Origin of the sequence: Humisphaera borealis, assembly GCF_015169395.1 — a bacterium.
Lineage (GTDB): Bacteria > Planctomycetota > Phycisphaerae > Tepidisphaerales > Tepidisphaeraceae > Humisphaera > Humisphaera borealis.
In genome coordinates this window covers 109,293-135,140 of the sequence record NZ_CP063458.1, presented here as the reverse complement: position 1 = coordinate 135,140, position 25,848 = coordinate 109,293, and the positions used below count along the sequence as shown (strand labels likewise).

At 63.3% G+C, this 25,848-nt stretch carries 23 protein-coding genes; 12 read left to right on the top strand and 11 right to left on the bottom strand.

The genetic code is table 11. The features are described from left to right. Positions 1-49: 49 nt before the first annotated feature. On the bottom strand, positions 50-1,099 hold the full coding sequence (locus tag IPV69_RS00525; RefSeq protein ID WP_206292954.1) for a glycosyl hydrolase: 1,050 nt from the start codon (positions 1,097-1,099) through the stop codon (positions 50-52). Positions 1,100-1,357: 258 nt separating this feature from the next. Beyond that, positions 1,358-2,518, bottom strand: coding sequence for an IS4 family transposase (locus IPV69_RS00520; protein ID WP_206290457.1), 1,161 nt, complete (start codon positions 2,516-2,518; stop codon positions 1,358-1,360). 779 nt (positions 2,519-3,297) lie between these two features. On the opposite strand from IPV69_RS00520, the gene IPV69_RS00515 reads away from it, so the two are divergent. Continuing rightward, entirely contained in the window at positions 3,298-4,101 is an 804-nt protein-coding gene (locus IPV69_RS00515; RefSeq protein ID WP_206292953.1) for a restriction endonuclease subunit S, read from the top strand. A 474-nt stretch (positions 4,102-4,575) separates the two neighbouring features. Here the strand turns inward: IPV69_RS00515 and IPV69_RS00510 are convergent, their stop codons facing one another. Further along, entirely contained in the window at positions 4,576-5,040 is a 465-nt protein-coding gene (locus IPV69_RS00510) for an RES family NAD+ phosphorylase (RefSeq protein ID WP_206292952.1), read from the bottom strand. Between the two features lie 24 nt (positions 5,041-5,064). After that, on the bottom strand, positions 5,065-5,544 hold the full coding sequence (gene parS / locus IPV69_RS00505; RefSeq protein WP_206292951.1) for a type II RES/Xre toxin-antitoxin system antitoxin: 480 nt from the start codon (positions 5,542-5,544) through the stop codon (positions 5,065-5,067). Positions 5,545-5,681: 137 nt separating this feature from the next. Between parS and IPV69_RS00500 the strand changes: the two genes are divergently transcribed. Both IPV69_RS00500 and IPV69_RS00495 read left to right on the top strand, forming a co-directional pair. After that, complete coding sequence (locus tag IPV69_RS00500; protein WP_206292950.1) at positions 5,682-6,953, top strand: N-6 DNA methylase; 1,272 nt, start codon at positions 5,682-5,684, stop codon at positions 6,951-6,953. Positions 6,954-7,091: 138 nt separating this feature from the next. Continuing rightward, on the top strand, positions 7,092-9,266 hold the full coding sequence (locus IPV69_RS00495; protein ID WP_206292949.1) for a glutamine synthetase III family protein: 2,175 nt from the start codon (positions 7,092-7,094) through the stop codon (positions 9,264-9,266). 107 nt (positions 9,267-9,373) lie between these two features. Here IPV69_RS00495 and IPV69_RS00490 read toward each other — a convergent pair whose 3' ends face one another. Further along, complete coding sequence (locus tag IPV69_RS00490) at positions 9,374-10,081, bottom strand: Uma2 family endonuclease (RefSeq protein ID WP_390884440.1); 708 nt, start codon at positions 10,079-10,081, stop codon at positions 9,374-9,376. 74 nt (positions 10,082-10,155) lie between these two features. Between IPV69_RS00490 and IPV69_RS00485 the strand changes: the two genes are divergently transcribed. Continuing rightward, a complete protein-coding gene (locus IPV69_RS00485; protein ID WP_206292947.1) occupies positions 10,156-11,391 on the top strand; it encodes an anthranilate synthase component I family protein in 1,236 nt (411 codons plus the stop codon). Between the two features lie 175 nt (positions 11,392-11,566). Continuing rightward, positions 11,567-12,958, top strand: a complete 1,392-nt coding sequence (locus IPV69_RS00480; RefSeq protein ID WP_206292946.1) for a sulfatase — start codon at positions 11,567-11,569, stop codon at positions 12,956-12,958. Positions 12,959-12,979: 21 nt separating this feature from the next. Here the strand turns inward: IPV69_RS00480 and IPV69_RS00475 are convergent, their stop codons facing one another. The 3 genes from IPV69_RS00475 to IPV69_RS00465 all read right to left on the bottom strand — a co-directional run bounded on the left by IPV69_RS00475 (position 12,980) and on the right by IPV69_RS00465 (position 15,642). Then, positions 12,980-13,312: a hypothetical protein gene (locus tag IPV69_RS00475; RefSeq protein WP_206292945.1), complete on the bottom strand. Its 333-nt coding sequence runs from the start codon at positions 13,310-13,312 to the stop codon at positions 12,980-12,982. 532 nt (positions 13,313-13,844) lie between these two features. Continuing rightward, entirely contained in the window at positions 13,845-14,810 is a 966-nt protein-coding gene (locus IPV69_RS00470) for a 6-phosphogluconolactonase (protein WP_206292944.1), read from the bottom strand. 94 nt (positions 14,811-14,904) lie between these two features. Then, positions 14,905-15,642 carry a PIG-L deacetylase family protein gene (locus tag IPV69_RS00465; protein ID WP_206292943.1) on the bottom strand — a complete coding sequence of 246 codons (738 nt, stop codon included), beginning with the start codon at positions 15,640-15,642 and terminating at the stop codon, positions 14,905-14,907. Between the two features lie 143 nt (positions 15,643-15,785). Here IPV69_RS00465 and IPV69_RS00460 point away from each other — a divergent pair, with 143 nt between their 5' ends. From IPV69_RS00460 to IPV69_RS00450, 3 genes are read left to right on the top strand one after another with little or no spacing between them, the layout of a single operon-like run. Further along, positions 15,786-16,409, top strand: a complete 624-nt coding sequence (locus IPV69_RS00460) for a hypothetical protein (RefSeq protein WP_206292942.1) — start codon at positions 15,786-15,788, stop codon at positions 16,407-16,409. 43 nt (positions 16,410-16,452) lie between these two features. Next, positions 16,453-17,361, top strand: coding sequence for an aminotransferase class IV (locus IPV69_RS00455; protein WP_206292941.1), 909 nt, complete (start codon positions 16,453-16,455; stop codon positions 17,359-17,361). Positions 17,362-17,421: 60 nt separating this feature from the next. Next, positions 17,422-18,528: a Nif3-like dinuclear metal center hexameric protein gene (locus tag IPV69_RS00450; RefSeq protein WP_206292940.1), complete on the top strand. Its 1,107-nt coding sequence runs from the start codon at positions 17,422-17,424 to the stop codon at positions 18,526-18,528. Here the strand turns inward: IPV69_RS00450 and IPV69_RS00445 are convergent. Continuing rightward, positions 18,437-19,666, bottom strand: coding sequence for a CHAD domain-containing protein (locus IPV69_RS00445; protein ID WP_206292939.1), 1,230 nt, complete (start codon positions 19,664-19,666; stop codon positions 18,437-18,439). The two genes, IPV69_RS00450 and IPV69_RS00445, sit on opposite strands and share 92 nt — an antisense overlap. A 240-nt stretch (positions 19,667-19,906) precedes the next feature. On the opposite strand from IPV69_RS00445, the gene IPV69_RS00440 reads away from it, so the two are divergent. The 3 genes from IPV69_RS00440 (at position 19,907) to IPV69_RS00430 (ending at position 23,153) form a co-directional block, all read left to right on the top strand. Next, complete coding sequence (locus IPV69_RS00440; protein ID WP_206292938.1) at positions 19,907-20,839, top strand: hypothetical protein; 933 nt, start codon at positions 19,907-19,909, stop codon at positions 20,837-20,839. A 305-nt stretch (positions 20,840-21,144) separates the two neighbouring features. Next, positions 21,145-21,732: a response regulator gene (locus tag IPV69_RS00435; RefSeq protein WP_206292937.1), complete on the top strand. Its 588-nt coding sequence runs from the start codon at positions 21,145-21,147 to the stop codon at positions 21,730-21,732. A gap of 200 nt (positions 21,733-21,932) precedes the next feature. Then, on the top strand, positions 21,933-23,153 hold the full coding sequence (locus IPV69_RS00430) for a hypothetical protein (RefSeq protein ID WP_206292936.1): 1,221 nt from the start codon (positions 21,933-21,935) through the stop codon (positions 23,151-23,153). Between the two features lie 51 nt (positions 23,154-23,204). Here the strand turns inward: IPV69_RS00430 and IPV69_RS00425 are convergent, their stop codons facing one another. Both IPV69_RS00425 and IPV69_RS00420 read right to left on the bottom strand, forming a co-directional pair. Next, a complete protein-coding gene (locus IPV69_RS00425; protein ID WP_206292935.1) occupies positions 23,205-23,891 on the bottom strand; it encodes a class I SAM-dependent methyltransferase in 687 nt (228 codons plus the stop codon). After that, on the bottom strand, positions 23,794-24,726 hold the full coding sequence (locus tag IPV69_RS00420) for a glycosyltransferase family 2 protein (RefSeq protein WP_206292934.1): 933 nt from the start codon (positions 24,724-24,726) through the stop codon (positions 23,794-23,796). Before IPV69_RS00420 ends, IPV69_RS00425 begins: the two co-directional genes overlap by 98 nt. A 208-nt stretch (positions 24,727-24,934) precedes the next feature. Here IPV69_RS00420 and IPV69_RS00415 point away from each other — a divergent pair, with 208 nt between their 5' ends. Continuing rightward, positions 24,935-25,726, top strand: a complete 792-nt coding sequence (locus tag IPV69_RS00415; RefSeq protein ID WP_206292933.1) for a hypothetical protein — start codon at positions 24,935-24,937, stop codon at positions 25,724-25,726. Positions 25,727-25,848 lie beyond the last annotated feature (122 nt).

Below are 25,848 nucleotides of genomic sequence, written 5' to 3'. Positions count from 1 at the left end.
CCGGTACGCCATGTGGCATGGGCAAGTACGCTTGCCCGTGCTGCCCCCCTCATTCCGCCCGAATCGTCCGATCCCCGTCCGGGTTCTCCGGCGTGACGCTTCGATAAAACCGACCCAGCGCCGTGAGCTTGTCTTTGGCGTCGAACAACGCGCTGCTCGTCCCCTGCGGGGAATCGGCCTCGAACGGGAACCATGCGTAGCCGGCTATCCATTTCTGCCGTTCCATCCACGGGACGACGTCTTTCATGAACGCCAGCACCTGCGCCTGCGTGTAGCGATGTTTGGCGATGTCGCCGCCGGTCTTCCAGTCGGCGACCGCGAACTCCGTGATCAGCAGCGGCCGCCCGCCGTACTTCTCGTGAATCCGTTTGAGCTTGGTCTTGAACGCCTCGGCGTTGGGGCCGGGGTAGCCGTGAGTGCCGATGTAATCGACGCGCAGCTCGCGTTTATCCACCTCGGCCATGAACGCCGGCATCCAGTTTCCGCCGACGCCCTGGTTGGCGGGGTCGGCGGCTTCGGTGCCCTCGGTGTTGGCGCAGGCCGGGCTGCAAAGCGGCACGCCCAGCGCCTCCAGCGTCGGCCAGAGCGCCAGCGTCTGCTCGACCGTCATGTTGCCCTGCTCCTTATGGTCCGGCTCGTTCGGCCCCAGGAGCCGCTTCACACGCCCCGAGCGAACCAGCGGACCCAGCTCCGCCGTCAGTTGTTCGGACAGCTTGTTCACCGCTTTGGGGTTCCCCAGCCACTTGCCGCCGAACACCATCGGCATGAACTCCCGTTCCTTCGGCTGCTCGTCGGCCAGGTGCAGATTCCACGAGTAGTTCCACGACACGTCCAGCGCCGCCGCCCGGAGCAGGCTCGTCTTGCGAAACGCATCATTCTCCGCCGGCTTCCGCCCCGAAGCATCGCGTGGCGGCAGCGGAAACCCCACACCCTTCTTGCCCGGCAGCCGCACCTGCTCTGGCGTAAACCGCTTCACCGCCGCCGCCGGCGCCAACACCGGCGCTAACACCGGCACTGTCGCGTTCGACCAGCCAACCCGCGCCGTAAGCACAACGCCGCCGATCAGGCCGCAGAGCAGCAGGAGTGGGATCTTGGTCATGCGAAGAATCATGATGCACCGGAACCCGGAATCTGCAATCGGCGAGGGGCAACGGTCACCAGGAACGCCGACGACGACCGCTGTCCGTGACACGGCTTTCCAAGCACAACTGTCCGGCAATTTACCAATTCCAGCGTGAGCCATGACCTGGCACATCCTCATTTCACCAGAGTCGCTCGGCTTTGCTTGCGATCGCGGCTGATGGCGCGCATGCGGCGGCGTCACCCTCGGATCAGGGTGTGCGGGAACGTCGTGGCTTCAGGCCAGCTTCTTGCGTGCCCGCAGCCGGGCCTGACGCGCTCGTTCCAGCGAACGCTCTCGCTCGCGTTTGGCGATCACCGCCATCGCCTCCTGGATCGACATCTGGCCCCGGGCCACGCGGCCCAGCGCCGCCAGGGCGTAGACGCTGACGCGGTAGCCGCTCTGCACGTACATCATCAGCACGGCGATCACCGCGATGTACAGCTGCGTGGTGATCCCATTGCGGCTGGTGCTCAGCAGGTGGTCCATTCCCGCCCAGGTCTTGAGCCACTTGAAAAACAGCTCGATCTGCCAGCGCAGCCGGTAAACGGCGCCGACGACGTGAGCCCCGACCGTCGCCGCGGGAAGATTGGTCAGCAGCCGCAGTGCCTGGGATTCGCCCGATCGGTCGGTGCTCTCGATGGTGATGCAGCGGAACAGGCCCGCCGGCGCGTCGCGGCCGGGAAGTCTCACCACTTCCTCGGCGATCACGCCCGCCTCGACGTCCGCCGCCGACGGCGGCAGGGTCTGGACCACCGTCATCGCCGGTTGGTTGGATTTGATACGAACGACAAAGTCGCTGCCCTTGTCCAGGACGGCGCCGAGGAAGCCGAACTCGACGAAGTTGCGGTCCACGACGTACAGCACGCCGGGCAGGAGGTCGGCGGCGAAGGCCGCGGCCTCCGAATGCCCGTCGTCGCCGCTGACGGTCAGCACGCGGGGAATCCAGTTGCCGGCGTCGAGCTGGACGTTGGCGCGGACCTGTCCCTGCACGCCGCCGTCGCGGTTCTTTTGGCGCATCGCCCAGGCCACATCGCACAGCGTGGTCATGTAAGTGCCGTCGGCGGCGATGATCTGCCGGGTGATCCCTTCGAGGCCGTCGGCGTCGCCGAGATTCGGGACACGTTGCTGCAGGTCGTCGATCAGCGGCACGAGCAGCTGAGGGTCGAACGCTGCAAGAGCGTCGGCGGTGGTCGAGCGTGCCAGCTTGTCGAGTCGCAGATCGCCCTGGAAGTCGCCGCAGTCTTCGATGCGTCGCAGCGATCGGGCCATGGGATCGAAGAACGACAGGAGCAGGCCTTTGACCAACTGGTCGCGGCCGAGGATGGTGTTGCCGTGAGCCGGCAGCGCCGCCAGACGATGGAGATGTTCGTCGAGGAGATTCCCGGAGCGGCGCACGGCCAGACGTCGGTCCGACGGCGTCGGTTGCTGCTGCGAGGATGAACGACGGACCGCCACGGGCGCGAACTATGCCACGCGGCATCAGAAAGCGCAAGAGCGAAATCTTGCGAATGTCACGGCGTCGAAATGCCGGACAGTTGTGCTTTCCAAGCCGTGCAAGGTACGCCACACGCCGATAGCCATTCATCCTCAATAACCCACCTCCGTCTGCCGAACGAACCCAAGACAACCATTGCACATCGAATCGCCACGCCACGCCGCCGAACGAACCCACGGCTGACTCGCCAAACGAACCCCAGACCCTGGCCGTCGACGGCTCTGTCCGTGACACGGGCTTCCAGCCCGTGCATGGTGCGTCCCGCGTCGACCGCCGTTCGTCCCACATGACCCACCTCCCTCCGCCAAACGAACCCCACGTCCCTCCGCCGAACGAACCCAAGCCCGGATGGCCGAACGAACCCAAGATGGCACCGCCGAACGAACCCAGGAACCCCCGTCCCGCCGCGATCCATGCCATGACGCACCTCCCACCAGAGCCCCCGCCAGACCGTGCAAAGCGATCAAGCCGCCCCAGGGATCACGCACCACAACGCGAACCCCAGGCCGGTCACCGGCCGGCGAGTATGTTAGTATATTGTACGGATAGGCCGAGTCGCCGTCCACTACATTCCCGCGCCCCTGCCTAGGTACCACCAGGCTGAACCGCTGAATCCCAATGATGAGTCCGGTTTCCGCGCTTGGACCCCACCCCGTTCGCATCCACTCACGCTTGCAAAGTGGCCGATCCTGACCACAATCGGTGCCGAGGGAAGGACCGTCGCCGCCGGACCGTCGCCGCCGGGCCGGCGGCCGAGCAGCGGAAGATCGCGGCGTGTCTGACGTCGCTGGACGCGTTGATCGCCGCCCGCGGGCGGAAGCTGGCGGCGCTGGCGGCCCACAAGAAAGGGCTGATGCAGCAGCTCTTCCCCCGCCCCGGCGAATCCCTCCCCCGCCTCCGCTTCCCCGAGTTCCGGGAGGAGGGGGAGTGGGAAGAGCGGAAAGCCGGAGCCCTTTTCGCGAATCGAAGAACAAAGGGCGAAGATGGACTACCCATCTATTCCGTCACAATGCACGACGGAATGGTGCGACGAGATTCGTTCGATCGTGACTTCTACGACATCGAGGATGCGGCGGGCAACAAGAAGGTCTGCAAGGACGACATCGCCTACAACATGATGCGGATGTGGCAAGGCGCATGCGGCGTCGCGCCCGAAGACTGTCTCGTTAGCCCCGCGTATATCGTGCTCGCGCCTGAATCGGGCGTGTTATCGAAGTTCTTCGAGTACTTTTTCAAGCTCCCTGAATCGCTGCTGATGCTGACGTCGTACTCGCGCGGCCTGACCAAGGACCGATTGCGCCTCTACTACGACGATTTCGCGAAGATGCCAATCCGCACCCCCGGCGTTGCCGAGCAGCAGCGAATCGCCGCGTGTCTCGGCTCGCTGGACGCCGCGCTCGCCGCCGAGGCCCAGGCCCTGTCGGCCCTGCGGACGCACAAGAAGGGCCTGATGCAGCAGCTTTTCCCTGCAGGGGAGGGGTGATGGATGACGAGCAGAAGACCGAATTCGATAGTTACTTCCGCGTGGAGCGGACTGAAACGGGCTGGGCCTTCGAGGTGGGCATTGTCGAGTGGCCCTCGCAACACCGGCCGGAACTGCGGTGGTGTCGGTTCTGTCATTGAAAGCGCGAGCCCGACGCAGGCAGGATCGCTCGCGCCCGGGAGGTGGCGATGGCGACGTCCCGCTTCTTTCGTCGGTGCGACACGTGCAACACCGTCCAGAACACCGGTCATATGTTCGGCCGAGACCTCTGCCAAGGCTGCGCGACCGAGCATCACGCGATCGTCTTTTGAACCCACCGAGCAGCAGCGAATCGCCGCGTGTCTCGGCTTGCTGGACGCCGCGCTCGCCGCCGAGGCCTAGGCCCTGTCGGCGTTGCGGACGCACAAGAAGGGCCTGATGCAGCAGTTGTTCTCTTCGGGGTGGGAGTGAACGGGCATCCGCACGATGGCGAGTTCAATCCTTTAACAGGCGTGGATCAAAGTTGAATGGCTGAAAGGCGCTGCGGGCGAGCGCAGCGAAATCCGGGTGACGCGGGTTTAAGAGGATGTTGTGTTCGGCCGGTAAGATCACGCTGGGAACGCGTAGGGCGACGGTTTGACGCGCGGCGAGCCAAGCGGTGCCGAAGTCGCGGCTGGCGTTTGTTGCGGGTTCGGCGTCCCAATCGGCCGGAAGAATTGCGACGGGAGTGTCGCGCACCTGTGCCGGGTCGACATCGATCCACGCGACGCGGTAGGCCTGCAGTACATCGGCAGACTCAAGATGCACAAGCATTTCGAGCGAGGTCAGCGCGAGGCTGCCCCCACAGTAAACGCAGGGTGTGCCAGGATGATTCCAGCGACCGCCATTCTTGCTGGCACCCTCCCCGGTCCAGGCGCTGGCTTCGTATCTCGGCTTGACGATGCGGTAGACGCGGATCATGGGCAGTGCTTCTCGCTGCGGGAATTACGAGAAGACGCCATGTTCCAGACGGCCAATGAGGTGTTCAACCTCCCGAGCGCCCACTTCCGTTTGGGCGAATTTCAGTGGCGAGCTACCCCCGAGGGCAGATTTCGGAGATTCCATCCACCGGCGTGCGGCCTCGGCGTCTCCCTCGTGCAGCGCATCCGCGGCGGCCATGAGTCGCGCCAGACGCACCAGGCGGTCAGACTCTTCGGATGACAGCCGGTGATTGGCTTTCCACTTCTTGAATTTAGCAACCGAAACCTTGAGATACCCAATGACCTCTTTCTCGTCGACCTTGTAATGGCTGTACAGTTTTTTCGCATCCGAGACGGGAACGCCGGTCTGGACGATCTTCACCAACTCCAAAGGCCCACGCAACGCCATCTTGGCCGTGTAAATTCCAGAGTAGTTCTTCGCGCCGGTAGTAGCTCCGGGCTTGAACTTGGAAAGTTTGTGGATGGTTTGAGTCTTTTTGGCCACGCCCCCATTATAGGTCGGCGTAGTCCCTTGTATACTGCCGAGGCGAAGAGCCTCAGATCTGATGATGCTTGAGGCATCAACGCGAAACGACTGCTTTCGGGAGCGAGCGCAAACCACACCTGACCTCATCGGAAGGCATGACCACGATCGACCAGAAGCAACTCGGCAAAACGCTTTGGGCCATCGCCGACGACCTGCGCGGGGCGATGAACGCGGACGACTTCCGCGATTACATGCTGGCGTTCCTGTTCCTGCGCTACCTCTCGGACAATTATGAGGCGGCGGCGAAGAACAACCTGAAGAGTGACTACCCCGACCCGAATGCTGTCGGCAACGGCGGCAAGTCGCCGCTGTCGGTCTGGTACGCGAAGAACCCGAGCGACGTCGCACTGTTCGAAAAGCAGATGCGCCAGAAGGTGCACTACGTCATCAAGCCCGAGCACCTGTGGACGCGCATCGCCCACATGGCCCGCACGCAGGACGGGGAACTGCTGCACACGCTGCAGGCGGGGTTCAAGTACATCGAGAACGAATCGTTCGAGAGCACCTTCGGCGGGCTGTTCTCGGAGATCAATCTCGGATCGGAAAAGCTCGGTCGGACGTACGAGGCCCGCAACGCCAAGCTCTGCACGATCATCGGGCGCATCGCCGAGGGGTTGGCGGAGTTCTCGACGAGCACGGATACGCTGGGCGATGCGTACGAATATCTCATCGGGCAGTTCGCCGCCGGGAGCGGGAAGAAGGCGGGCGAGTTTTATACGCCCCAGCCGATCAGCGACATCCTTTCAGGGATCGTCACCCTTGACAGCCAGGAGCCCGCGACCGGCCCGCGCAAACGGCTGGAAAGCGTGATGGATTTCGCCTGCGGGTCGGGTTCATTGCTGCTGAACGTGCGGAAACGCATGGGGAAGACCGGCATCGGGAAGATCTACGGGCAGGAAAACAACATCACTACCTACAACCTGGCGCGCATGAACATGCTGCTGCACGGGGTGAAGGACACCGAGTTCGAAATCTATCACGGCGACACGCTCAAGAACGAGTGGGACATGCTGCGGGAGATGAAGAAGCCGGAGGACGTGCTGTTCATCAACGCGGCCGAGGGGTTCGTGAAGGGCAAGCGGCAGAACGTGCTCACCGATGCCCATATCACGCGGATCGTCGAAACGTACCAGCACCGGCCGAAGTTACCGGTGGAGCGATACGCCCGCCGGGTGGCGATGAAAGAGATCGCCGAGAACGATTTCAACCTGAACATCTCGCGGTACGTGAGCACAGCCGAGGACGAGGAAGAGATCGACCTGGCGAAGGAGCACGAATCGCTCGTTCAGATCGACGCCAGGATCCGCAAAGCGACCGCGGAACACAACGCATACTTGAAAGAGCTGGGGTTGCCGCTCTTGCCCTAGAGGTGCGGCGGCCATCCCCCCATCCGCTTTGACACCGCACGCCCCCTGCCTGAGAATATTGGTTTCCGACGGGACGCTGTCTGGCGGACACGCTGCCCGATCTATACCGACACCTAATCCGATCAGGAGGAACACCTTATGGCCACTCCACGCCAGGAAGCGATCCGTGAGATCGCGCTTTCCAAGCATCAGCTCAACCGGGTTGACTTCAAGACCACCCACATCAAAGAGCTCTACGGCAAGAACGTCTTCAACGAAGAGACCCAGCGCGCCCGCCTGCCCAAGCCGATCTTCAAGGCCCTCCAGAAAACCATCAAGCAGGGCGCTCCGCTCGACCCGACTGTGGCCGACGCGGTGGCCAGCGCGATGAAGGACTGGGCGTTCGAAAAAGGCGCCACCCACTACACCCACCTGTTCCAGCCGATGACGGGCATTACCGCCGAGAAGCATGACAGCTTCCTGGCGCCCGACGGCGTGGGCGGCGCGATCGCCGAGTTCAGCGGCAAGGAGCTGATCAAGGGCGAGCCGGATGCATCGTCGTTCCCCTCCGGCGGACTTCGCGCGACGTTTGAGGCGCGCGGCTACACCGCGTGGGACCCGACCTCGCCGGCGTACATCATGGAGAACCCCAACGGGTCTACGCTGGTCATCCCGACGGCGTTCCTGTCGTGGACCGGCGAAGCGCTCGACAAGAAGACGCCGTTGCTGAAGTCGATGGACGCGCTGAGCGTGCAGGCGGTCCGCGTGCTGAAGCTGTTCGGCAAGACGCCAGACCGGGTGATCACCACGGTCGGGCCGGAGCAGGAATACTTCCTGATCGACAAGAGCTTTTACTACCAGCGGCCCGACCTGCTGTACTGCGGCCGCACCCTCTTCGGCGCCCCGCCGCCCAAGGGCCAGGAGCTGGAAGACCAGTACTTCGGCACCATTCCCGAGCGGGTGCTGGCGTACATGGCCGAGGTGGAAGCCGAGCTGTTCAAGCTGGGCGTGCCGGTGAAGACGCGGCATAACGAAGTGGCGCCGAGCCAGTACGAGATCGCGCCGATCTTCGAAAACAGCAATCTCGCGACCGACCACCAGAACCTGACGCAGGAAATCCTGCGGAAGACCGCCGACAAGTACGGCCTGGTCTGCCTGCTGCACGAGAAGCCGTTCGCCGGCATCAACGGCAGCGGCAAGCACAACAACTGGTCGATGTCGACCGACACCGAGAACCTGCTGGAACCGGGCCACACGCCGCACGAGAACGCGCAGTTCCTGGTGTTCACGGCGGCGGTGCTGCGGGCGGTGACGCGGTACAGCAAGATCCTCCGGCTGGCGATCGCGTCGGCCCACAACGACCACCGCCTGGGAGCCAACGAAGCCCCGCCGGCGATCATCTCGGTGTTCCTGGGCGACCAGCTCAACGACATCATCGAGCAGATCGAAAAAGGCGGCGCCAAGACGAGCAAGCAGGGAGGCATGTTCCAGACCGGGGTGAGCGTGCTGCCGCAGCTTCCGAAGGAAGCCGGCGACCGCAACCGCACGTCGCCGTTCGCGTTTACGGGCAACAAGTTCGAGTTCCGGGCGGTTGGTTCGAGCGCGAACATCAGCGGCGCCAACACCGTGCTGAACACGATCGTGGCCGAGTCGCTGGACTATGTGGCGACGGAACTGGAAAAGATTGTCGCCGGCGGCAAGACGCTGACCGACGCCATCCAGGCGCTGCTGCCGGGACTGATCAAGGAGAGCAAGAAGGTTATCTTCAACGGCAACGGCTACTCTGCCGAGTGGCACGCCGAGGCCGCGAAGCGTGGCCTGCCGAATCTGAAGAACACGGTCGACGCGTTGCCGGTGATCATTGAAGCCGAGACGATCGCGCTGTTCGAGAAGTACAAGGTGTACACCGCCGGCGAGCTTAAGAGCCGGTACAACATCCTGTCGGAGGCGTACGTCAAGGCGATCGTGATCGAGGGCAAGACGGCCGTGATGATGGCCAAGACGATGATCCTGCCGGCGGCGCTGAAGTACCAGAAAGACGTCGCCGACAGCGTGGCATCGGCCCGCGCGGCCGGCGTGGCCAATCCGCCGGGCGTGGAGACGCTCAGTTCGCTGGTGACGGCGATCAACGCGTTGATCAAGGGCCTGCACACGCTGGAACACGCCGTCGGCCACGAGGCCGAAGGCGAGCCGTTCGACCACGCGAAGTATGCCCGCGACAGCATCATCCCGGCGCTGGTCGCGACCCGCGAGGCGGCCGACACGCTGGAAGGCATCGTCGGCGACGACCTCTGGCCGCTGCCGAAGTACCGCGAAATGCTGTTCATCAAGTGATGATCGGCGGGAGTTGATGACACGCGACGAGCCCCGGGAGATGAATCTTCCGGGGCTCGTTTCTTTTTTTGGAGCCGGTGAGACGTGCCGGCCGTGCGGGCACCGATTCAAGCTCGTGGCCTAACGAACTCGGCGTGCTCCGGCGAGGCGATCCCCTGCTGTAAAACTTTCAGCACCGTCGCCATATCGCGGATGAGCAACGCCGCGGGAGCCAGCCAGAGCCCGGGGAAGACGCGCGATCGGAAGATGCCATCGGCGTCGGGCGACTTGCGGACGTATTCGCTGTTGTCGAGAACGAAGTAGTCCACCGCCCTGTCGAATGTCCGCCAGACGATGTATTCGAGCACGCCGTTGCGGCGGTAGACGTTGAGTTTTTCGTGCAGGTCGTACTGGGCGCTGGTGGCGGCGACTTCGACGATCAACTCGGGTGCGTTGTTGACGTAGCCGTGGTCACCGATCTTGGCCTGTCCGCCTCGCGACGGATCGAGCCGCAGGTAGGCATCGGGCTGGGGAACGTTGTCGCGGTCGAGTTGGGTCGTCGAGTTGTCGCCGACAAAGACGCCCGGTGTCATGGCGCAGTAGCATTCAAGCCATCCGACGATGTCGGCATGCGGTTCCCCATGCCCGACGGCCGATACGGGTGACCCCAGGTAGACTCTCCCTTCAATCAGTTCAGCCTTCTTTACTGCGGGCATCGCCCGATAGCGGCGAAGGAACTCGTGGTCGGTCAACCGGTCGCCATTCTCCAGCCGCGGAATTTCCCCGACCCCGGTTTCATTCGGCAGATTTACAGGCGTTTGCAGTGTCGTCGCCATGTTTGAAGTATACCATCTGCGGCCGGCAACCGCCGACAAATTGACCGCCGCGCCATCGACCGAAGCAGCCATCCATGCCGTCTCTCTTTTCCAACCCCGGCAAGCTCGTCACCTCACCGACCGTCCGGCTGGATGGCAACGGATCCTCGCGCTGGGCCTGGCCGCAGGAGCAGGCCCGCTGGCTGATGGCCGCCGACAGCACCGGCCACGCCGAGCTGCGCTGCGGCGAGCTTTCCGAAGGTACCACCGACAATCCGCTGGAAGCGCTCTCGACGCTGCCCAACTACCTCCGTCACGCCGACCTGCCGCGTGACGCGCGGTGGATCGGCTTTCTCAGCTACGACCTGGGCCGCTGGTTCGAGAATCTGCCGACGCGGGCGATCGAACTGCCCGGCGTGCCGCTGTTCGCGTTCTCGCTGCACGGATCGGACATCCCCGGCACGCCGGTCCCGCTGCGCGCAAGCGGCCTCCGCAGCGAGCGCGCCGCCAGGCTCGCCGTCGCCCGGCAGAACTACCTCGCGGCGATCCGCCGCTGCATCGATTACATCGCCGCCGGCGACATCTTCCAGGTGAATCTCTCGCAGCGCATCCTCGCGCCGCTGCGCGAGAACCCGATCGACATCTATCGGCGGTTGCAGGAACTCACCCCTGCTTCGTTCGGCGCGTTTCTGCAGTACGGCGACTTCGCGCTGCTGTGCAATTCGCCGGAGCTGTTTTTCCGCGTCGATCCCCAGCCCGATGGCAACCGTCGTATCATCTGCCGGCCGATCAAGGGCACACGCCCCCTGCTGCCGGGCATGGACGCCGAGCTTCGCGTGAGCGCCAAAGACCAGGCCGAGCTGGCGATGATCGTCGACTTGCAGCGGAACGACCTCGGGCGCATCTGCCGCATCGGTTCGGTCAAGGTTTCGCAGGCGCGGACGATCGAGGCACACCCGACGGTCTATCACGGCGTGGCGACCATCGAGGGAACGCTGCGGCCGGACGTCACCTTCGTGGACATCCTGCGGGCGATGTTCCCCTGCGGCAGCGTGACGGGGTGCCCGAAGATCCGCGCGATGCAGATCATCGACGAGCTCGAACCCGTCCGCCGCGGCCCGTATTGCGGCGCGATCGGATGGATCGGCGCTGACGGGTCGATGGAGTTCAATGTCGCCATCCGCACGATGATGGTGAAGGACGGCCTGGTGCACGTGCCCGTCGGCGGCGGAATTGTCGCCGACTCCGAACCCGAAGCCGAGTACGAAGAGACGATGGTCAAGGCGCGGGCCATGCTGGCGGCGCTGGGCGTGTCGCCTTCATCACTTTGAGTCGGCTTCATCGCTCTGAGTAGGGTCCGCCTTGGCGGACCATTGGCGAACCGATGTACCGCGTTTGGCCAACGAGTACCCCGCGTCCGCCCAGGGCGGACCCTACCAAACCCGGTACGCCGAACAATAAGGTCCGCCCGACGACGTTCTGCGTTCAGTTTCACCGGAGGGTCTCGTGACATCTGCACGTTGGATGGTTGTCCTGGTACTGGTCGCCCCGTGTCTTTTTCCATTGCACGCGCCTGCCGCCGAGGCAGCCGTTCGGCCCAACGTCCTGTTCATCGTCGCCGACGACCTTCGCAACGAACTCGGTTGCTACGGCGTGCCGGCGGTGAAGTCGCCGAACATCGATCGCCTGGCCGCCCGGGGCGTGCGATTCGACCGGGCCTACGTGCAGTACCCGGTCTGCAATCCCAGCCGTTCGTCATTCCTGACCGGCCTTCGGCCGGATACCACGCGGGTGCTGGATAACTCGGTCAAGGTCCGCAAGAACCTGCCCGATGTCGTCACCCTGCCGCAGATGTTCAAAGAGAACGGCTACTTCACCGCGAGCCTGGGCAAGATTTTCCATCGCGGCGGAACGATGGAGGAGCGCAACGAGCAGATGGACGACGAAAAGTCCTGGACCGTCAGCCGGTTCTACCAGGCCACCGCGACCGGCCTGCGCGGCGAAGGTCGGAACATGACCGGAGGGAAGCTGAACTGGTGTCGCTGGCTGGCCGCCGACGGCGACGACGAAGACCAGCCCGACGGCCAGGTCGCCCGCGACGCGATCAAACTGATGGAAGAACAGAAGGACAAGCCCTTCTTCCTGGCCGTCGGGTTTCATAAGCCGCACGACCCGTTCATTGCACCGAAAAAGTACTTCGATCTCTATCCGCTGGATTCGCTCAAGCCGCATGTCGAGCCGGCGGATCGGACGAAGGACCTGAAGATCGCGACCGGCGGCGGCGCACTCGCCGAAGCATTCGACAAGTTCACCGATGCCGAACGACGGGAATTCATGCGCTGCTATTACGCAGGCACCACCTTCACCGACACGCAGGTGGGCAAGGTGCTCGATGCACTCGAACGGCTGAAGCTCGCCGACAAGACGATCGTCGTCTTCGTCGGCGATCACGGCTATCACCTCGGCGAGCACGGGTGGTGGAACAAGAACACGATCTTCGAGTACAGCGCCCGTGCCCCGCTGATCATGGCACTGCCCGACGGCCGCAGCGCCGGCAAATCGACGCCGGCAGTCGTCGAGTTTCTCAACCTGTTCCCCACGCTCGCCGACCTGACCGGCGTCAAACCGCCGGCCGGTTTGCAGGGTGTTTCCATGCGGCCGCTATTGGAGAATCCGGCGACGAGCTGGGACCGCCCGGCATACACGCAGGTGCAGCGCGGCAAGAGCGCCGGCCGCAGCGTGCGGACCGACCGCTGGCGTTACACTGAGTGGGACGACGGCAAGGCGGGCGTGGAGTTGTACGATCATCAGACCGACGCGGGTGAATATCGCAACGTCGCAAGCGATCCGAAGTACGCGGCGGAGATGGCGAAACTGAAGGGGATTGTGAAACCGTAGACGCAGCGGGACGAGGTGGTGCTACCGCGGAGCTTCAACGTACAGCTTGATCGAGATCGAAGCGAGGCCAAGCACGATTAGCAAAGCTGTCACCAGCAGCAGAACTTCAGAGGCCGTTCGCCCACGCTGCTTCCGAAAGCGATGGATCGCCACGGCCGACAACAGAATCGTCACGAGATGCAGCGCCGGAACTAGAACCACATCGTTCTCTAACAACAACCCGTAATGGCGGTACGCCCTCAGAATCGCCAGGACGCCACATCCGATCGCTCCGATCAGGCACACTCCTGTCCATCGCGGTTTTTCGGTGCCTTGTGGGACGGTAGATCCTGCATACTCGAGCTTCTCAGTCACGCGGCAACCTCTTCCTCGACGGATCCGGCTTCAACGGCCCGAACCGCTCTTTGACCACAAACATCCGCCCCGTCAGCGTGGAGAAACCATTCCCGAGGATCGTGCAACCTAGGCACTACCGGATTTGAAGATTGACGACTCGTTGAAAACTCTTTGCTAATAGACGCGGCAGTGTGCAAGTTCCCATACCGCTCGAATCGCGAAGCCGATTGCAATGACAATGCAGACGAGTAGCGGAACAATATCGCCTGCGTACTTGTACGATCGCTTGCGGTGCCTCACAGCTGCGAGCAGACAGAGCACGACAGTCGCCACTATCAGCAGGACGATAGCCGCAACCTCTTCAGAGTCAGGTTGCCGTTGCACGGCGAAAGCTAGCAGTAAAGCGGTCACGCCGCATCCAATCGCGCCAAGGAGAAGTACACCAGTCCAACTGGATCGGACTCGCATGAATCGCTGCTCCGACTCATGGACCCGTGCGGACGTTGCGTAGTCGAGCTTTGGCGGCATTCGTGTTCCCCGTCATCCAAACTCAATGCGCATCCGGCTTCAACGGCCCGAACAGCTCTTTCACCACAAACATCCGCCCCGGCAATGTCGGCATATACGTGCTCGGCAGCCAGGCGTCGGGGCCGTGTTGCAGCGTGGTGCAGATGCTCATCCCCTGCCATTGGGCGCCGTGGGCGGGATAGGCCCCATCGGCTCCGCCGATGCAGTAATCGCTCTGCAGGAACAGTCCAGGGCCGATCGTGTTGGCAAAGCACGGCACCAACGTGAATCGGCTGGCGAAACTGGTGATCGCGTTCTGCTCGATGGTCAGCGGCTGCAGCGCGACGCCGATCTTGTGCGTCTGCCGCTTCCAGTCGGAGGGGTTGGGGAACTCGGCCGCCAGGTGCGGCTCCCAGAACGCGATGTGACACACCCTGCCGATGCCGTAGACCGTCACCAGCCGTGCGCGGCGCTGTTTCAGTTCGGCGATCTTGCCGGCGTAGGCGGGCAGGTTGCGCTTGGTCGCGAAGTTGCGCTGCTCTTTGGGCACGGTCAGCTTGCCGAGCGGGCCGAAGAGCGCGTGGGTCATCGCGTGCTCGAAGCCGCCGGGCTGATCGCCGGGCATGCTGTTGCCCTTGGCGTCGGCCCATTCGTCCATGTTGAAGGTGGTAACATGGTCGCAGGGCGTCTTGCTCGCCTTGATGCGGGCGATCACCTGCTTGTACATGCCCATCGGCCCGACCGGCAGGATGATCGCCAGTGGAATGCCGGCCTTGCGGGTCTGCTCGATCTGGTCGGCGATCGCGTCGCCCATCTGCTTGTCCATGTCGGCGACGTCTTTGACGACGACGGGCTTGAAGTCCTTGTTCCAGAACTTCGCCGGCTTAAGCAGTTGCTCGCGCGACATCGCGGCACACTGATCCATCTTGCGAAGGTTCCAGCCGGTGGGGAAGAACTTCTCGAGCAGGGAGCCCTTGAGCGTCGAGAGGAGCGTGATGGGTCGTGCCATAGTGATGTTCTATGTGGCATGGGCATGTACTCATGCCCGTGCATTTCGCGAGGGGACGACACGGGCATGAGTACATGCCCATGCCACAAGGCGATTACCCGAATATCTTCGCCAAAATGTCGTCGTGTGGATACGGGTGGCCCAGGTGTTGCACAAACGCCTCCCCCGCCGCCTTGCCTATCTTCGCACCCCGTTTGGCCGAATGCCGGCGGGTGGAGTCGAGGTATTCGTCCATCCCGTGATGCGCCCGCAGCCATTCCCGCTGGCTGGCGTGGCATGCGAGCATCTGCACCTTCTTCTCCATCTGGGCCGAGATGTCGATGAACGTCGTCGGTTCGACCTCTTTGCCGTACGGATCGATGCCTTCAATCGGGTCGCAGTAATACAGGTACGGCACCCGGCTGCCGGGTTTCAACGGGTGGTGCGAGATGTTCGGCGCGCCGTACCCGAAACTGGCCGCCCGCGCGAGCAGGCTGACCTGCTCGTGGTCCATCATGTAGTCCTTGGCGGCATGGGTGAACACCAGCGTCGGTGCCACCCGGCGGAACAGGTCCATCGTCTTCTGGATCGTCGGCTTATCGAACACCACCATCAGATCTCGCTCGTCGAGACAGTGATACGTCGCCCCGATCATGTCCGCGGCGGCCTTGGCCTCTTTCGTGCGGATGCTGCTGATCGCCCAGCGGTTCTCGACCATCGTCCCGCAGTCGCCGGGCGTGGCTGTGGCGATGTGTATCTCCCACCCGGCGTCGGCAAGTCGCATGAGCGTTCCGCCGCAAAGGATCTCGGCGTCGTCGGGATGGGCGAGCAGGGAGAGGGCGATTTTGTTCATGGCAGGGAATACACTAAACGGTGATGGACGGGGACCCAACAGACCAACCGCTTCCGCGTGCAGTTCCGATCCCGCACGCCCTTCAATACGCCAAACCGCGCAAATCGTGGCGGTGGATCGCGCTGCTAGCGGGGATTGTCGCCGTGGGTGGATTTGTCGCTTGGAAGTTTTCGTCGAAAGTGGCTCAAGACTCGGCGGATGAACTCAGGTTGTACCAGGCGCAGTCGGCGGCGATTGCATGTGTGCCAGACGCTGCCACGGAGGTGTTCGCCCGCACAATCGCGCCGCGAGCGCCGGGCCAAAGCGTCCTCGAACGACGATTCAGTGACTCCCTTCAGGCACCTCATCAGTGGTCGCATTTTGCGGCGGGCCTCGGTTTCGCCGGCTCGCGAGTCGTTTATATCGGAGAACGGATGAGCGGTCGTGGAAACCGCCGGATTGTCGTCGTTTTCGCAGGTATTGGGGGTGGGACGGTTGGGGTTTCACAGGACAAGTCAGCGCTAATCATGGTCTCGCTTGCATTCACTCCGGGAACCCTGATTCAGCGCGCCGTACCTCTCACGGCCGGGGAATCCGCGACAGGCATTCTGGTCCCGAAGGACGGAGTCACCCAAATCTTCGCAGGACAATCGGATCCTCAGGATCAATCGCATTTCACGATCCGATTTGTAAACGGTTCCGTCACCGACGAAGTCGACGGCTGGTTGCAAGACGATGACACCATACTGCTGGTTCCCCAGCTGCTGGAGACCAGAAACGTACAATAGCGGCCGGTTCGTTCTCGCTAGCCCCGTCTGTATCATCCCCGCCATGTCATTCGCCTGGATCAACGGTTCATTCATCGACGAAGAGTCGGCAACAATCTCCATCCGCGACACCGGCCTGCTTCACGCGGCCGGCGTCTTTACGACCATGCGCGCCTACGGCGGCAGCGTGTTCATGCTCGACCGCCACTTGGCCCGGGTGCGCGAATCGTGTGACGCACTGTTCGTCCCGCTTCAGCAGCGCGACGAAGCGATCGCCGCCGCGACGACTGAACTTCTGCAGCGAAACGGCCTGGCCGAGGCACGGCTCAGGCTGACCGTCACCCGTGGCCGGGCGACACAGGATCCCCTGCACGGCATGCGGCTGGAGCCGACTGTCCTGCTGACGGCTGCCCCACTGGAGCCCTACCCGCAGGAGTATTACCAGAAGGGGATGACCGTCATCGTGCTCGATGAGCAGAAGCTCAACCCGTACGACTTGCAGGCGGGACACAAAACGCTGAACTACTTTTCGCGGCTGTCTGCCCTGAAAGAAGCTAACCGGAGGCAAGCCGGCGAGGCGCTCTGGTTTAACGTCCACAACTACCTGCAGTGCGGATCGATCACCAACGTGCTGATCGTCAAGGATGGTCGGCTCGTCACGCCACCGACGAACGAAGAGCTGCGCGAAGAGTCGATCCGCCAGTTGACGCCCTACCCGAAAAGCAACGTACTGCCCGGCGTCACCCGTAGCGTGGTGTTCGACCTGGCCGCCGAGGCGGGGATCGAAGTCGTCAAGCGGGGAGTGTCGATCAGCGATCTACTGGAAGCCGACGAGGTGTTCATCACCAACAGCAACATGGGGATCATGCCGGTCTGCCGGATCGAGCGCAAGGCGATCGGCGGGGACAAGCCGGGGAAGGTGACGCTCGGACTGATGGAAGCGTACGCCGAGGCGGTAGCTCAGAGCGATTGATCAACCAGCGCATCGGTTACGTTTGTACGCTTCGCGAAATTGACTGACCGGATTACCACCATGCCTACCGTCGCCGACCTTGTCGCCGCCCTGGAATCCATCGCCCCCACGCGCTACGCCGAGTCGTGGGACAACGTCGGCCTGCTGGTCGGCGATCCGGCGCAGGACCTGACGCGGGTGATGCTGACGATCGACTACACCCCCGCCGTCGCGTGCGAAGCGGCCGGCGAAAAGTGCGACGCCGTCATCGCCTACCACCCGCCGATCTTCAAACCATTGCTCTCCCGCGTGACGGCCAGCGGAGCGAGCGCGGCGGTTTTTGATGCCATTCGCCGGGGCGTGGCGATCTACTCGCCCCACACCGCGCTGGATGTCGCCGAAGGCGGCACGAATGACGTGCTCGCCGATGCCCTGGGGCTGGCCGAGCGCTGGCCGCTGAAGGTCAGCGAGGATAAGCCGTCGCAGTACAAGCTGGTGACGTTCGTTCCCGAGACCTCGCTCGAGAAAGTCAGCGCCGCGATCTTCGCGGCTGGTGCCGGGCGTATCGGCCATTACTCGGCGTGCAGTTTCCGCACTGCCGGCACCGGCACCTTCTTCGGCGAAGCCGGCAGCGACCCGACCGTCGGCAAGAGCGGGCAGTTCGAACGCGTGCCTGAAGTTAAAATCGAAACCGTGGTCCCGACCGCCAGGGTCGATGCGGTAGTGAATGCCCTGCGAGCCGCCCATCCCTACGAAGAGCCGGCGTTCGACCTGAATGTGCTTGGAGCTGCGCCCGAGGGGCACGGTATCGGCCGGATCGGCGACCTGCCTGCGCCGACCGAACGCCAGGCCGTCTTCGAGCGCATCAAGCGGGAACTGGAACTACCCCACCTGCTCATCGCCGGGCCGACGAGCGGTTCCATCACCCGTGCCGCCGTCTGCGCCGGTGCGTGCGGCGATCTGCTCGACCAGGCGATCGGCGGCGGCGCGCAGCTTTATCTGACCGGTGAGATGCGTCACCACGACGCCCTGAAGGCCGCCAACGCCGGGCTGACCGTCGTCTGCACGCTGCATTCCAACAGCGAGCGGGCGACGCTCAAACGGCTCGCCGCGATGCTGTCGGGCCGGCTGCCGGAACTTCCGATGATCCTGTCCCGGAAGGATCGAGATCCGTTCGAGATTCTCTGAGGTCATCCCCCGGTCGCGATGAATCGTCGCCGCCGACGGTCACATCATTGCTCGACTCGGCAGCTTCGTCGCTTTCGGTCGAAGACCTTCTGCGCCAGACGCCGGGATGAGCTGGCATAGACTTTTCGCTCTGCGGTGATTCGGGCAGGGGTGATTCGCTCTGGGGTGATTCAGGCCCGGGGACGGTGCGCATCAGCTCGAAAACAGCTCTGATCCGGACCGCAATGGGCTCGCCTTTCTGCTCCCAAAGTCTGCAGAACGCGGACAACTCCTGTGCCGAACGCTTCACGGCAAACTTGGCCAGCTCGATCACGCGATCGCTGGTCGCGACCTCGTGGTGCATCAGCTCCGAGGCGACGACTTCCTTCAGCGCGTAATCGGCGAGCACGACAAAGTCGTGCCATGTGCCGAGTAATTCCTGCATGCGCTTGAACGATGTCATGACGCGCGCGCCCGGCGATCGGCCCTCGGCCTGGGCCATCTCGAGCGTGTACCGCAGCGCCTTGGCGGCAATGCGGACGTCGTGCGGGTTCTGCCGGTTCGCGTGGTTCGACGCGTCGTCACGATCGCCTGCCGCCACCCGCGACCCCGAGGCGTACTCGCGGACCAGCTGGGCGGCCTGGGTGGCGAACGCATCCACCTGCGCGTGCAACGACTCGGCGAGCAGTCCGTCGACGCCTTCGCGGGCCTCGATGATCTCGCCGCGGACCATCGGCCACGCCTCGGTCCGCCGAAGCAGCTTTTCGACCGAAGGGCCCTGGCGGGATTCCTCGCGCAGGCCTTCGCGTGCCTGTTCGAGCCGGCCGATCAGCCATGCGGCCGCCTGGCCGTGACGGCGATCACCGGTCAACGCGGTCAGGTGATGAATCATCACGTCGGCGTCGCGAAGCGGCCCGAGCCGTCGCCGAATCTTACGCAGTCCGCTGTCCAGCGGTTTGCGATGACGTTTGCTGAGAACGGCCGACGTCAGTTCCAGTGCCGCTTTCAGCCGCCGGGTGGCAACGCGGGCATCGTGGATTGCTTCTTCGTCAAACTTTTCAATCGCGTCGGCGACGTTCTCACGGAGCTTTTCCATCTGCTTTTCGATGTGGTCGAGCAGTGGAAAATCGCTCTTCTTCTTGGAGGTTCTCTTGGCCATCGCGTGAGGATTGTATGAGCCTGGCGCTTCAATTTGACGAGCTCCTGCGCTAAGTTTCGTTACCACGATGTAAGGGGCGTCGGGATCGGCGAGGGTAAGCAGAAGGTCGGACTCGCGTCTGCCGGGCGCGTGGGCGTCACCGCCGCCGGTGCCGGAACGGAAGGACAACCTTCGCTTTGTGCTGGCAGCAGGAGATCACCCGGTCTACCATTCGCGGGGTACTGGTTCAGGGAGCGAGTCATGGCACAGCAGGGACTGGCAGCATGTCCGCGGTGCGGCGCAAAGCCGCGCGGCTCGGCTGCGCGGTTCTGCTCGCGGTGCGGGCTGGATCTGCCGCAGATGCAGCAGCTTCCGCCGTCGGCAGGGCCGGCCGGTCGCGGGCCGCCGCAGCTTCCACCGCCGGGTGTCCCCAAGACGCCGCCGACCATCGCCCCACCCCCACCGCAGTATCTCCCACAGAACTATCCTGCAGGCGGTTATACCGCCGCAGGCTATCCGCCCGCCGCACGTCCGGTGCCTCCGCCAAAGAAAAAGAGCAACGCCGGTTGCGGCTGCCTGCTGGCGATCATTGTGGTGTTGGGGATCTTCTATGCGATCGGTCGTGTCAGTAAGACCAATGTTCAGCCTGCGGCGCCGCAGGCCGCGGTGATGACGTCGGAGGTAGCACCATCGGCCTCTTTACCGCCGAGGCCACTCGCAGCATTCGTCCCGCCGGCACCGGCCATGGGTTCTCCCCAGCCGGTTGTCATGCGAAACCTGTCCGTCCAACGCGTCAGTCGTGACGGTACACCCCAGTACGTTCTGAAGGCGAGCGTCGGCCCCGGCTCGCGTTCGCGAGTTCTGGTGGTCGGCTACTTCGTCGATTCGCTGGGTTACTCGGTCCGAAGCCAATCCTACGGCTACAGCAACCCCGACGGGGCACTTTGCGTCGGCACATGGGTTTCGGCAGGATCGAGCGAGTCGAGCTATTCGGTGCAGACCTACGGTTACAGCCCCACGCCGACGATGCAGGTGGAAATGGTCGTGCCGGCCGGTGTGGCGCAACCCACACCGTCGATCGTGCAGTTCGTGCTGTTCGACGAAAACAACGCGGAACTGGCCCGCGGAACGGTCGCGGTTCCGGCGGCCCCCAGTCCGATTTATCCCAACTACAGCAAGCCCGGCGGCCGCTGATCCCGGCTCGGCACCTCGAAATCTGTAACAAAATGCCGGCACGTCCGGTAATCCGGCCCGCAATCTCCCCACCATCCCATCGGCCCCTACCGATGTCTCACGCCTCCTAAAGCTCTTATCCACTACGCCGATATCACCTGCAGTAGCCCGGCGGGGTTCGTCGTGGAGGGCTGATCAGGGTTCCGATACGCGTCGGTACCTCGGCGACTCGAAAGGTCGCCGGTCGCCAAAGGGCTCATTTGCGCGTGGCCGCCGCTCGAGACCAGATCGAACGGCCATGACGTCGGATGCTCGGAGAGAATGCCATGCACGCCACAACCAAAGTCAAAGACGTCCTGACCACCGGCGAAGTTGCCAAGATCTGCAACGTCGCCCCGCGCACGGTCTCCAAGTGGTTCGACTCTGGCGCGCTTACCGGCTACCGAATTCCGGGCAGCAAGGACCGCCGCATTCCGCTCACGCAGCTCATTCGCTTCATGAAGCAGCACGGCATGCCGCTGAACGGCCTGATGACCGGCCAGATGCGCGTGATGATCGTCGACGAAGAAGCTGACATCGTCGAAGTGCTCGAAAAGATCCTCGAAGACGAAGCCAAGTACGAAGTGGAAGTCGCCAAGAGCGGCTTCGACGCCGGCGTGATGGCCGAGAAGTTCCGTCCGCACGTCATCCTGCTGGACATGCACCTTAAAGGCGTCGACGCCCCGATGGTCGCCAAGCACGTCAAGGGCAACTCCGACCTGCAGCTCACGAAGATGATCGCGATGAGCGGAAAGATGACCGACGACGAGGCCAAGGGCCTGCTCGCCGGCGGCTTCGACGGGTTCCTCCGCAAGCCGTTCCATGTGCGGCAGGTCATCGAAGCGATCGAAGACGCGACCGCGGTCGTGTACTAATCAAAGAAAATCGGGCGGACCTCAGGTCCCCACGAAACACACGCCGCAGCAATGTGGCCAGGGTCGCTCGCGAAACGCTGGGCGGCCTTTTTCGTTTGTCACAAACCGCGCATCACGGCATAGTGCTTTAGCCGTCTGGCGGGGTTGGAAACCTGTGATGCGAAGGCGCGAATTGAAGGCCGCTCCTATAGAGTGCCTTCATGGACGCGTTCTTCAAGCAGCTCGGCGGCATCATTCTGGAGCGATGGAAGTGCGAGAACTTCTCGCTCGCGAAGTTCCCCGATATCGCGTGCCTCGCACTGGACGAACGGCCGCCGGCGGAGCACGTCGACCTTGGGGCGTTCATGCGTCAGTTTCTTTTCGACGACGAACAGCCTGCCCAGACGGATTCGGACTTCGGCCAGCCGGAACTCATTGCTTTCAGCCACCCTCGCTTCTACATCCAGGTGTTGTTCTGGCTCGACGGAACGACCGCGATCCACCAGCACGAGTTTTCCGGCGCGTTCCACGTCATGCACGGTTCGAGCATTCACGCCCAGTACGAGTTTGACAACGCGCAGACGGTGACGCCCTACCTGCGCGTCGGCAACGTGCGAATGAAGCATATCGAGCTTCTGGAAACAGGTCGTACCGTGCCCATTGTTTCGGGCTCACAGGACATCCATTCACTGTTCCACCTGGATACGCCGTCGATCTCGGTCGTCGTGCGGACTCAGCACGATCCGGGCACGGGGCCGCAGCTCAATTACCTGCCGCCACACATCGCGATGGATCCCCATTCGACCGACATGCTCTCGCTTCGCCGGCGGCAACTGCTCGACGTGCTCGAGCAAACCGGAAACGAAAGCTACGCCGGCGTCATGATGGACATGATCGCCGACCTGGATTTCGAGCGAGGGTTCCACATGCTGCGACACGGCATGGGACACCTTCAGTACCTGGATCAATGGGACGCCGCGCTGGCGGCGTTTCAGGAACGCCACGGCAAACTGGCAACCGGCGTCGCGGCGACCCTGTCGGAGGAGGCCCGGCGGGAATCGATCAAGCGCATGCGCGGCACCATCACCGAGCCCGACCACCGGTTCTTCCTGGCACTTCTGATGAACGCGCCGACCCGTGCCGATCTGCTCGCGCTGGTCGCGCAGCGGTTCCCCGATGAAACGCCGACGGACAAGGTACTGCGCTGGGTGGAAGAGCTGACCGAGATCACCGACGAAGGCGTCGCCGCCTTGGACGCGATTTTCCCCCAGACGGTGGAGGTCGACGCCGAAGAACAGCCGGAACTGTTCGTGGCGGCGTTGAAGCACTTCATGAGCGGGTCGAAGAAGCCGACGAGTGTATTGAAGGGGCTCTCAGCGCAGGACGTGAAGGAACTGCGTACGGCGTTCGCGGAGTCGAGCCTGCGGGTGCTGACGGTTTGACCGTCAACTGTTCAAGAACGGGCAAACGTCTCGCGTCCGCCAAGGCGGACCCTACCCCGCCTTGCAGACCATAATCCACTGAAACCCGAACAGCCTGGGCGCGATCGCCAGAGCCACGTGCTGGCACCGGCTGAAGAACTTGTACATCAGGCTGCCTTCCCCCTTCTTCCAGACTTCATCCAGCGGCACGCCGGTCGTCAATGTCTTGACGACCTTCAACCCGGCCGCCTCGACCATGTCTTTCGCGGTGTCCTTGGTGAAGAATTGCAGGTGCGTCTTGTCGAGCGGACCGCGTTCCATCTTCGGGAACTTGCCCATCAGCAGCAGCAGGCGGACTGCGATGTGCGCGATGTTGGGCACCGAGACGATGAACGTCGCGTCCGGCTGAGCGGCTTGACGCAATCTCTTCAGGATGGAGACCGGATCGGGCGTGTGTTCGAGGATGTCACCGCAGACGACCGTGCCATACTCGCCATCCGGCAGCGGCGCGGCCTCGACGTAGCTCGACCAGACGTTGCGGTAGGAGGGGCGGGCGACGTCGGCCCAGCCGCTGTTGGCCTCGACGCCGTCGAGCGTCAGGTTCGCATCTTTCACCAGGTGGGCGAGCATCCCCGTGGCGCAGCCGACGTCCAGTACAGGACTACGTCGCAGTTCCCGCACGAGCCTGGAGATCTGCTGGTGACTGCTCTTGGGGTCGTGATGGACTCGGTAGTGCGGCGTTGCGGTCGCGTTGGCCATTGCGGGGGCGTTTCCAGCGGTCGAACAGGCAGTAGCGGACGGCTTCCTTCACACAATTCATGGCGTAAACGACGCCATTCACGTGGCAGATTTCGTCGCCGTAGTAGGTCGGGATCGGCACTTCCTTGATGCGGAAGTTCTTTTTCAGCAGCTCGATGATGATCTGCGTATCGAAGTGCCAGTTGAACGTCAGACGGCCTAGGGGCAGTTTCTTAAGGGCATGAACCGAATAGGCCCGGTAGCCGGAATGGAACTCGCTGAGCTTCGTTCCGATCAGCTTGTTCTCCATGTACGTCAGGACCTTGTTGCCGACGTACTTGTACATCGGCATGTTGCCCTTGAGCGCCGCACCCTTGACCATCATGCGGCTGCCCATGACGCACTCGGCTTCACCCTTTTCCAGGGGCGTGAGCAGATCCTGCATCACTTCCGGGGCGTACTGGCCGTCGCCGTGCAGCAGCACGACGATGTCCAGGTTCTGCTCCATCGCGTAGATGTAGCCGCGGGCCTGGTTGCCGCCGTACATCAGGTTGACGGGGTTCTTAAAGACCGAAATCTTGGCGTGGGGCAGTTCGTCGCGGCAGGCGCGGCCGACGGCGGCGGTGTTGTCGGAACTGGCATCGTCGAAAATGAAGATCTCGTCGATCTTCCGGACGATCGGCTCGGGAATGCGGTGCAGAACGCCACGCAGGGTGTTCTCGGCGTTGTAAGCAACAACGAGAATGCCGATTCGCGGCTGCTTCCAGTCGCGGGCCATGGGCTCGGCCGGGCTCAGCGTGACAACGGGTGTCGTCTTGTCCGAGCTGGTGGACGAGGTTTCAGCGAGTTCTGACAAGACCGGCTCGGCCATAGGGCCAATGTTTTATCCGAAGTCGCGATAAAAGGCGATTCAATATCGGGCGACGTGAAATTGACGTGCCAAAGGCAGCCAATGGCCGGGCCTTGGGCCAGTTCCCACCATGGGTTGCGCGCGGGCGAGGCCGGACGGTATACTCGTGTCGTCGAAGGGTAGACGTGGCTCGACAGCGGCGGATGGTCGACCGATGAAGAAGTTCACCTGCGGACATTGCGGCGGCCGCATCGCGGTTACCCCCAGGAATCTGGGGAAGCTGGTCACTTGCCCCGAGTGCGGCAAGGCCACGCACCCGCTTGCCGCCGACATCCTCGCCGCCGCCGGCGAGGGCACCCCCAAGTCCGGTTCGCGGCCCGGTCCGCCCACCCCTGCCCTGTCGCCCGAGCTTTTCCAGCGTTCGTGCGAAAACTGTGGCAGGCAGATCGGACGGCTGGAGCCGTTGCAGGTTTGGGACAACCACTTGGTCTGCCCCGACTGCCACGACAAGCTCGCTGCGCCCAAGCCATCGCCCAAGCCCGCAAAGGCTCGAGCGGGGCGCGGCAAACAGGAATCGCTACCTGCCCTCGCCGAGTCATCGTCGGCATCGGTGCCGGTGATCGTCGAACGGGCCCAGTTGCCGGTGGCCCCGTCGCCGATGACCGGCGTCAGTATCGACACCGCCGCGATGCGGGTCGCCGTCGGACGGGTGGCCGGCGCCGCGTCGGCGGTCGCGTCGCTACCGCCGCTGCAGCTCAAACACCGGTTGCTCATCCTGCTGGCGGTCATCTGCTGCGCCGGCGTTGGGATCTATGGCGCGCTGACGTTGCTGCGCGATCTGGCCGGGCTGATCACCACCATCGCGCTGATCCTGTTGGCGGCGACGGCGCTCGTCGGCTTGATCAAGACCGGCCTCATGCTGGTCGGCCGGTGGCGAACGATGCCGAAGAAGAATGCCGCCACCGGATCGACGACCGAAATCGTGACGACGGAAGGCAAGTCGTAAGCGGCTCAATCGACCGTCCTGTCCCCAGCTTGGTGCCACGGGTCGGCGGTACGCCGCAGACCCGTGCGCGAGGGGACGCAATTGCACGGGTCTCCGGAGTACCGGCGACCCGTGGCACCATC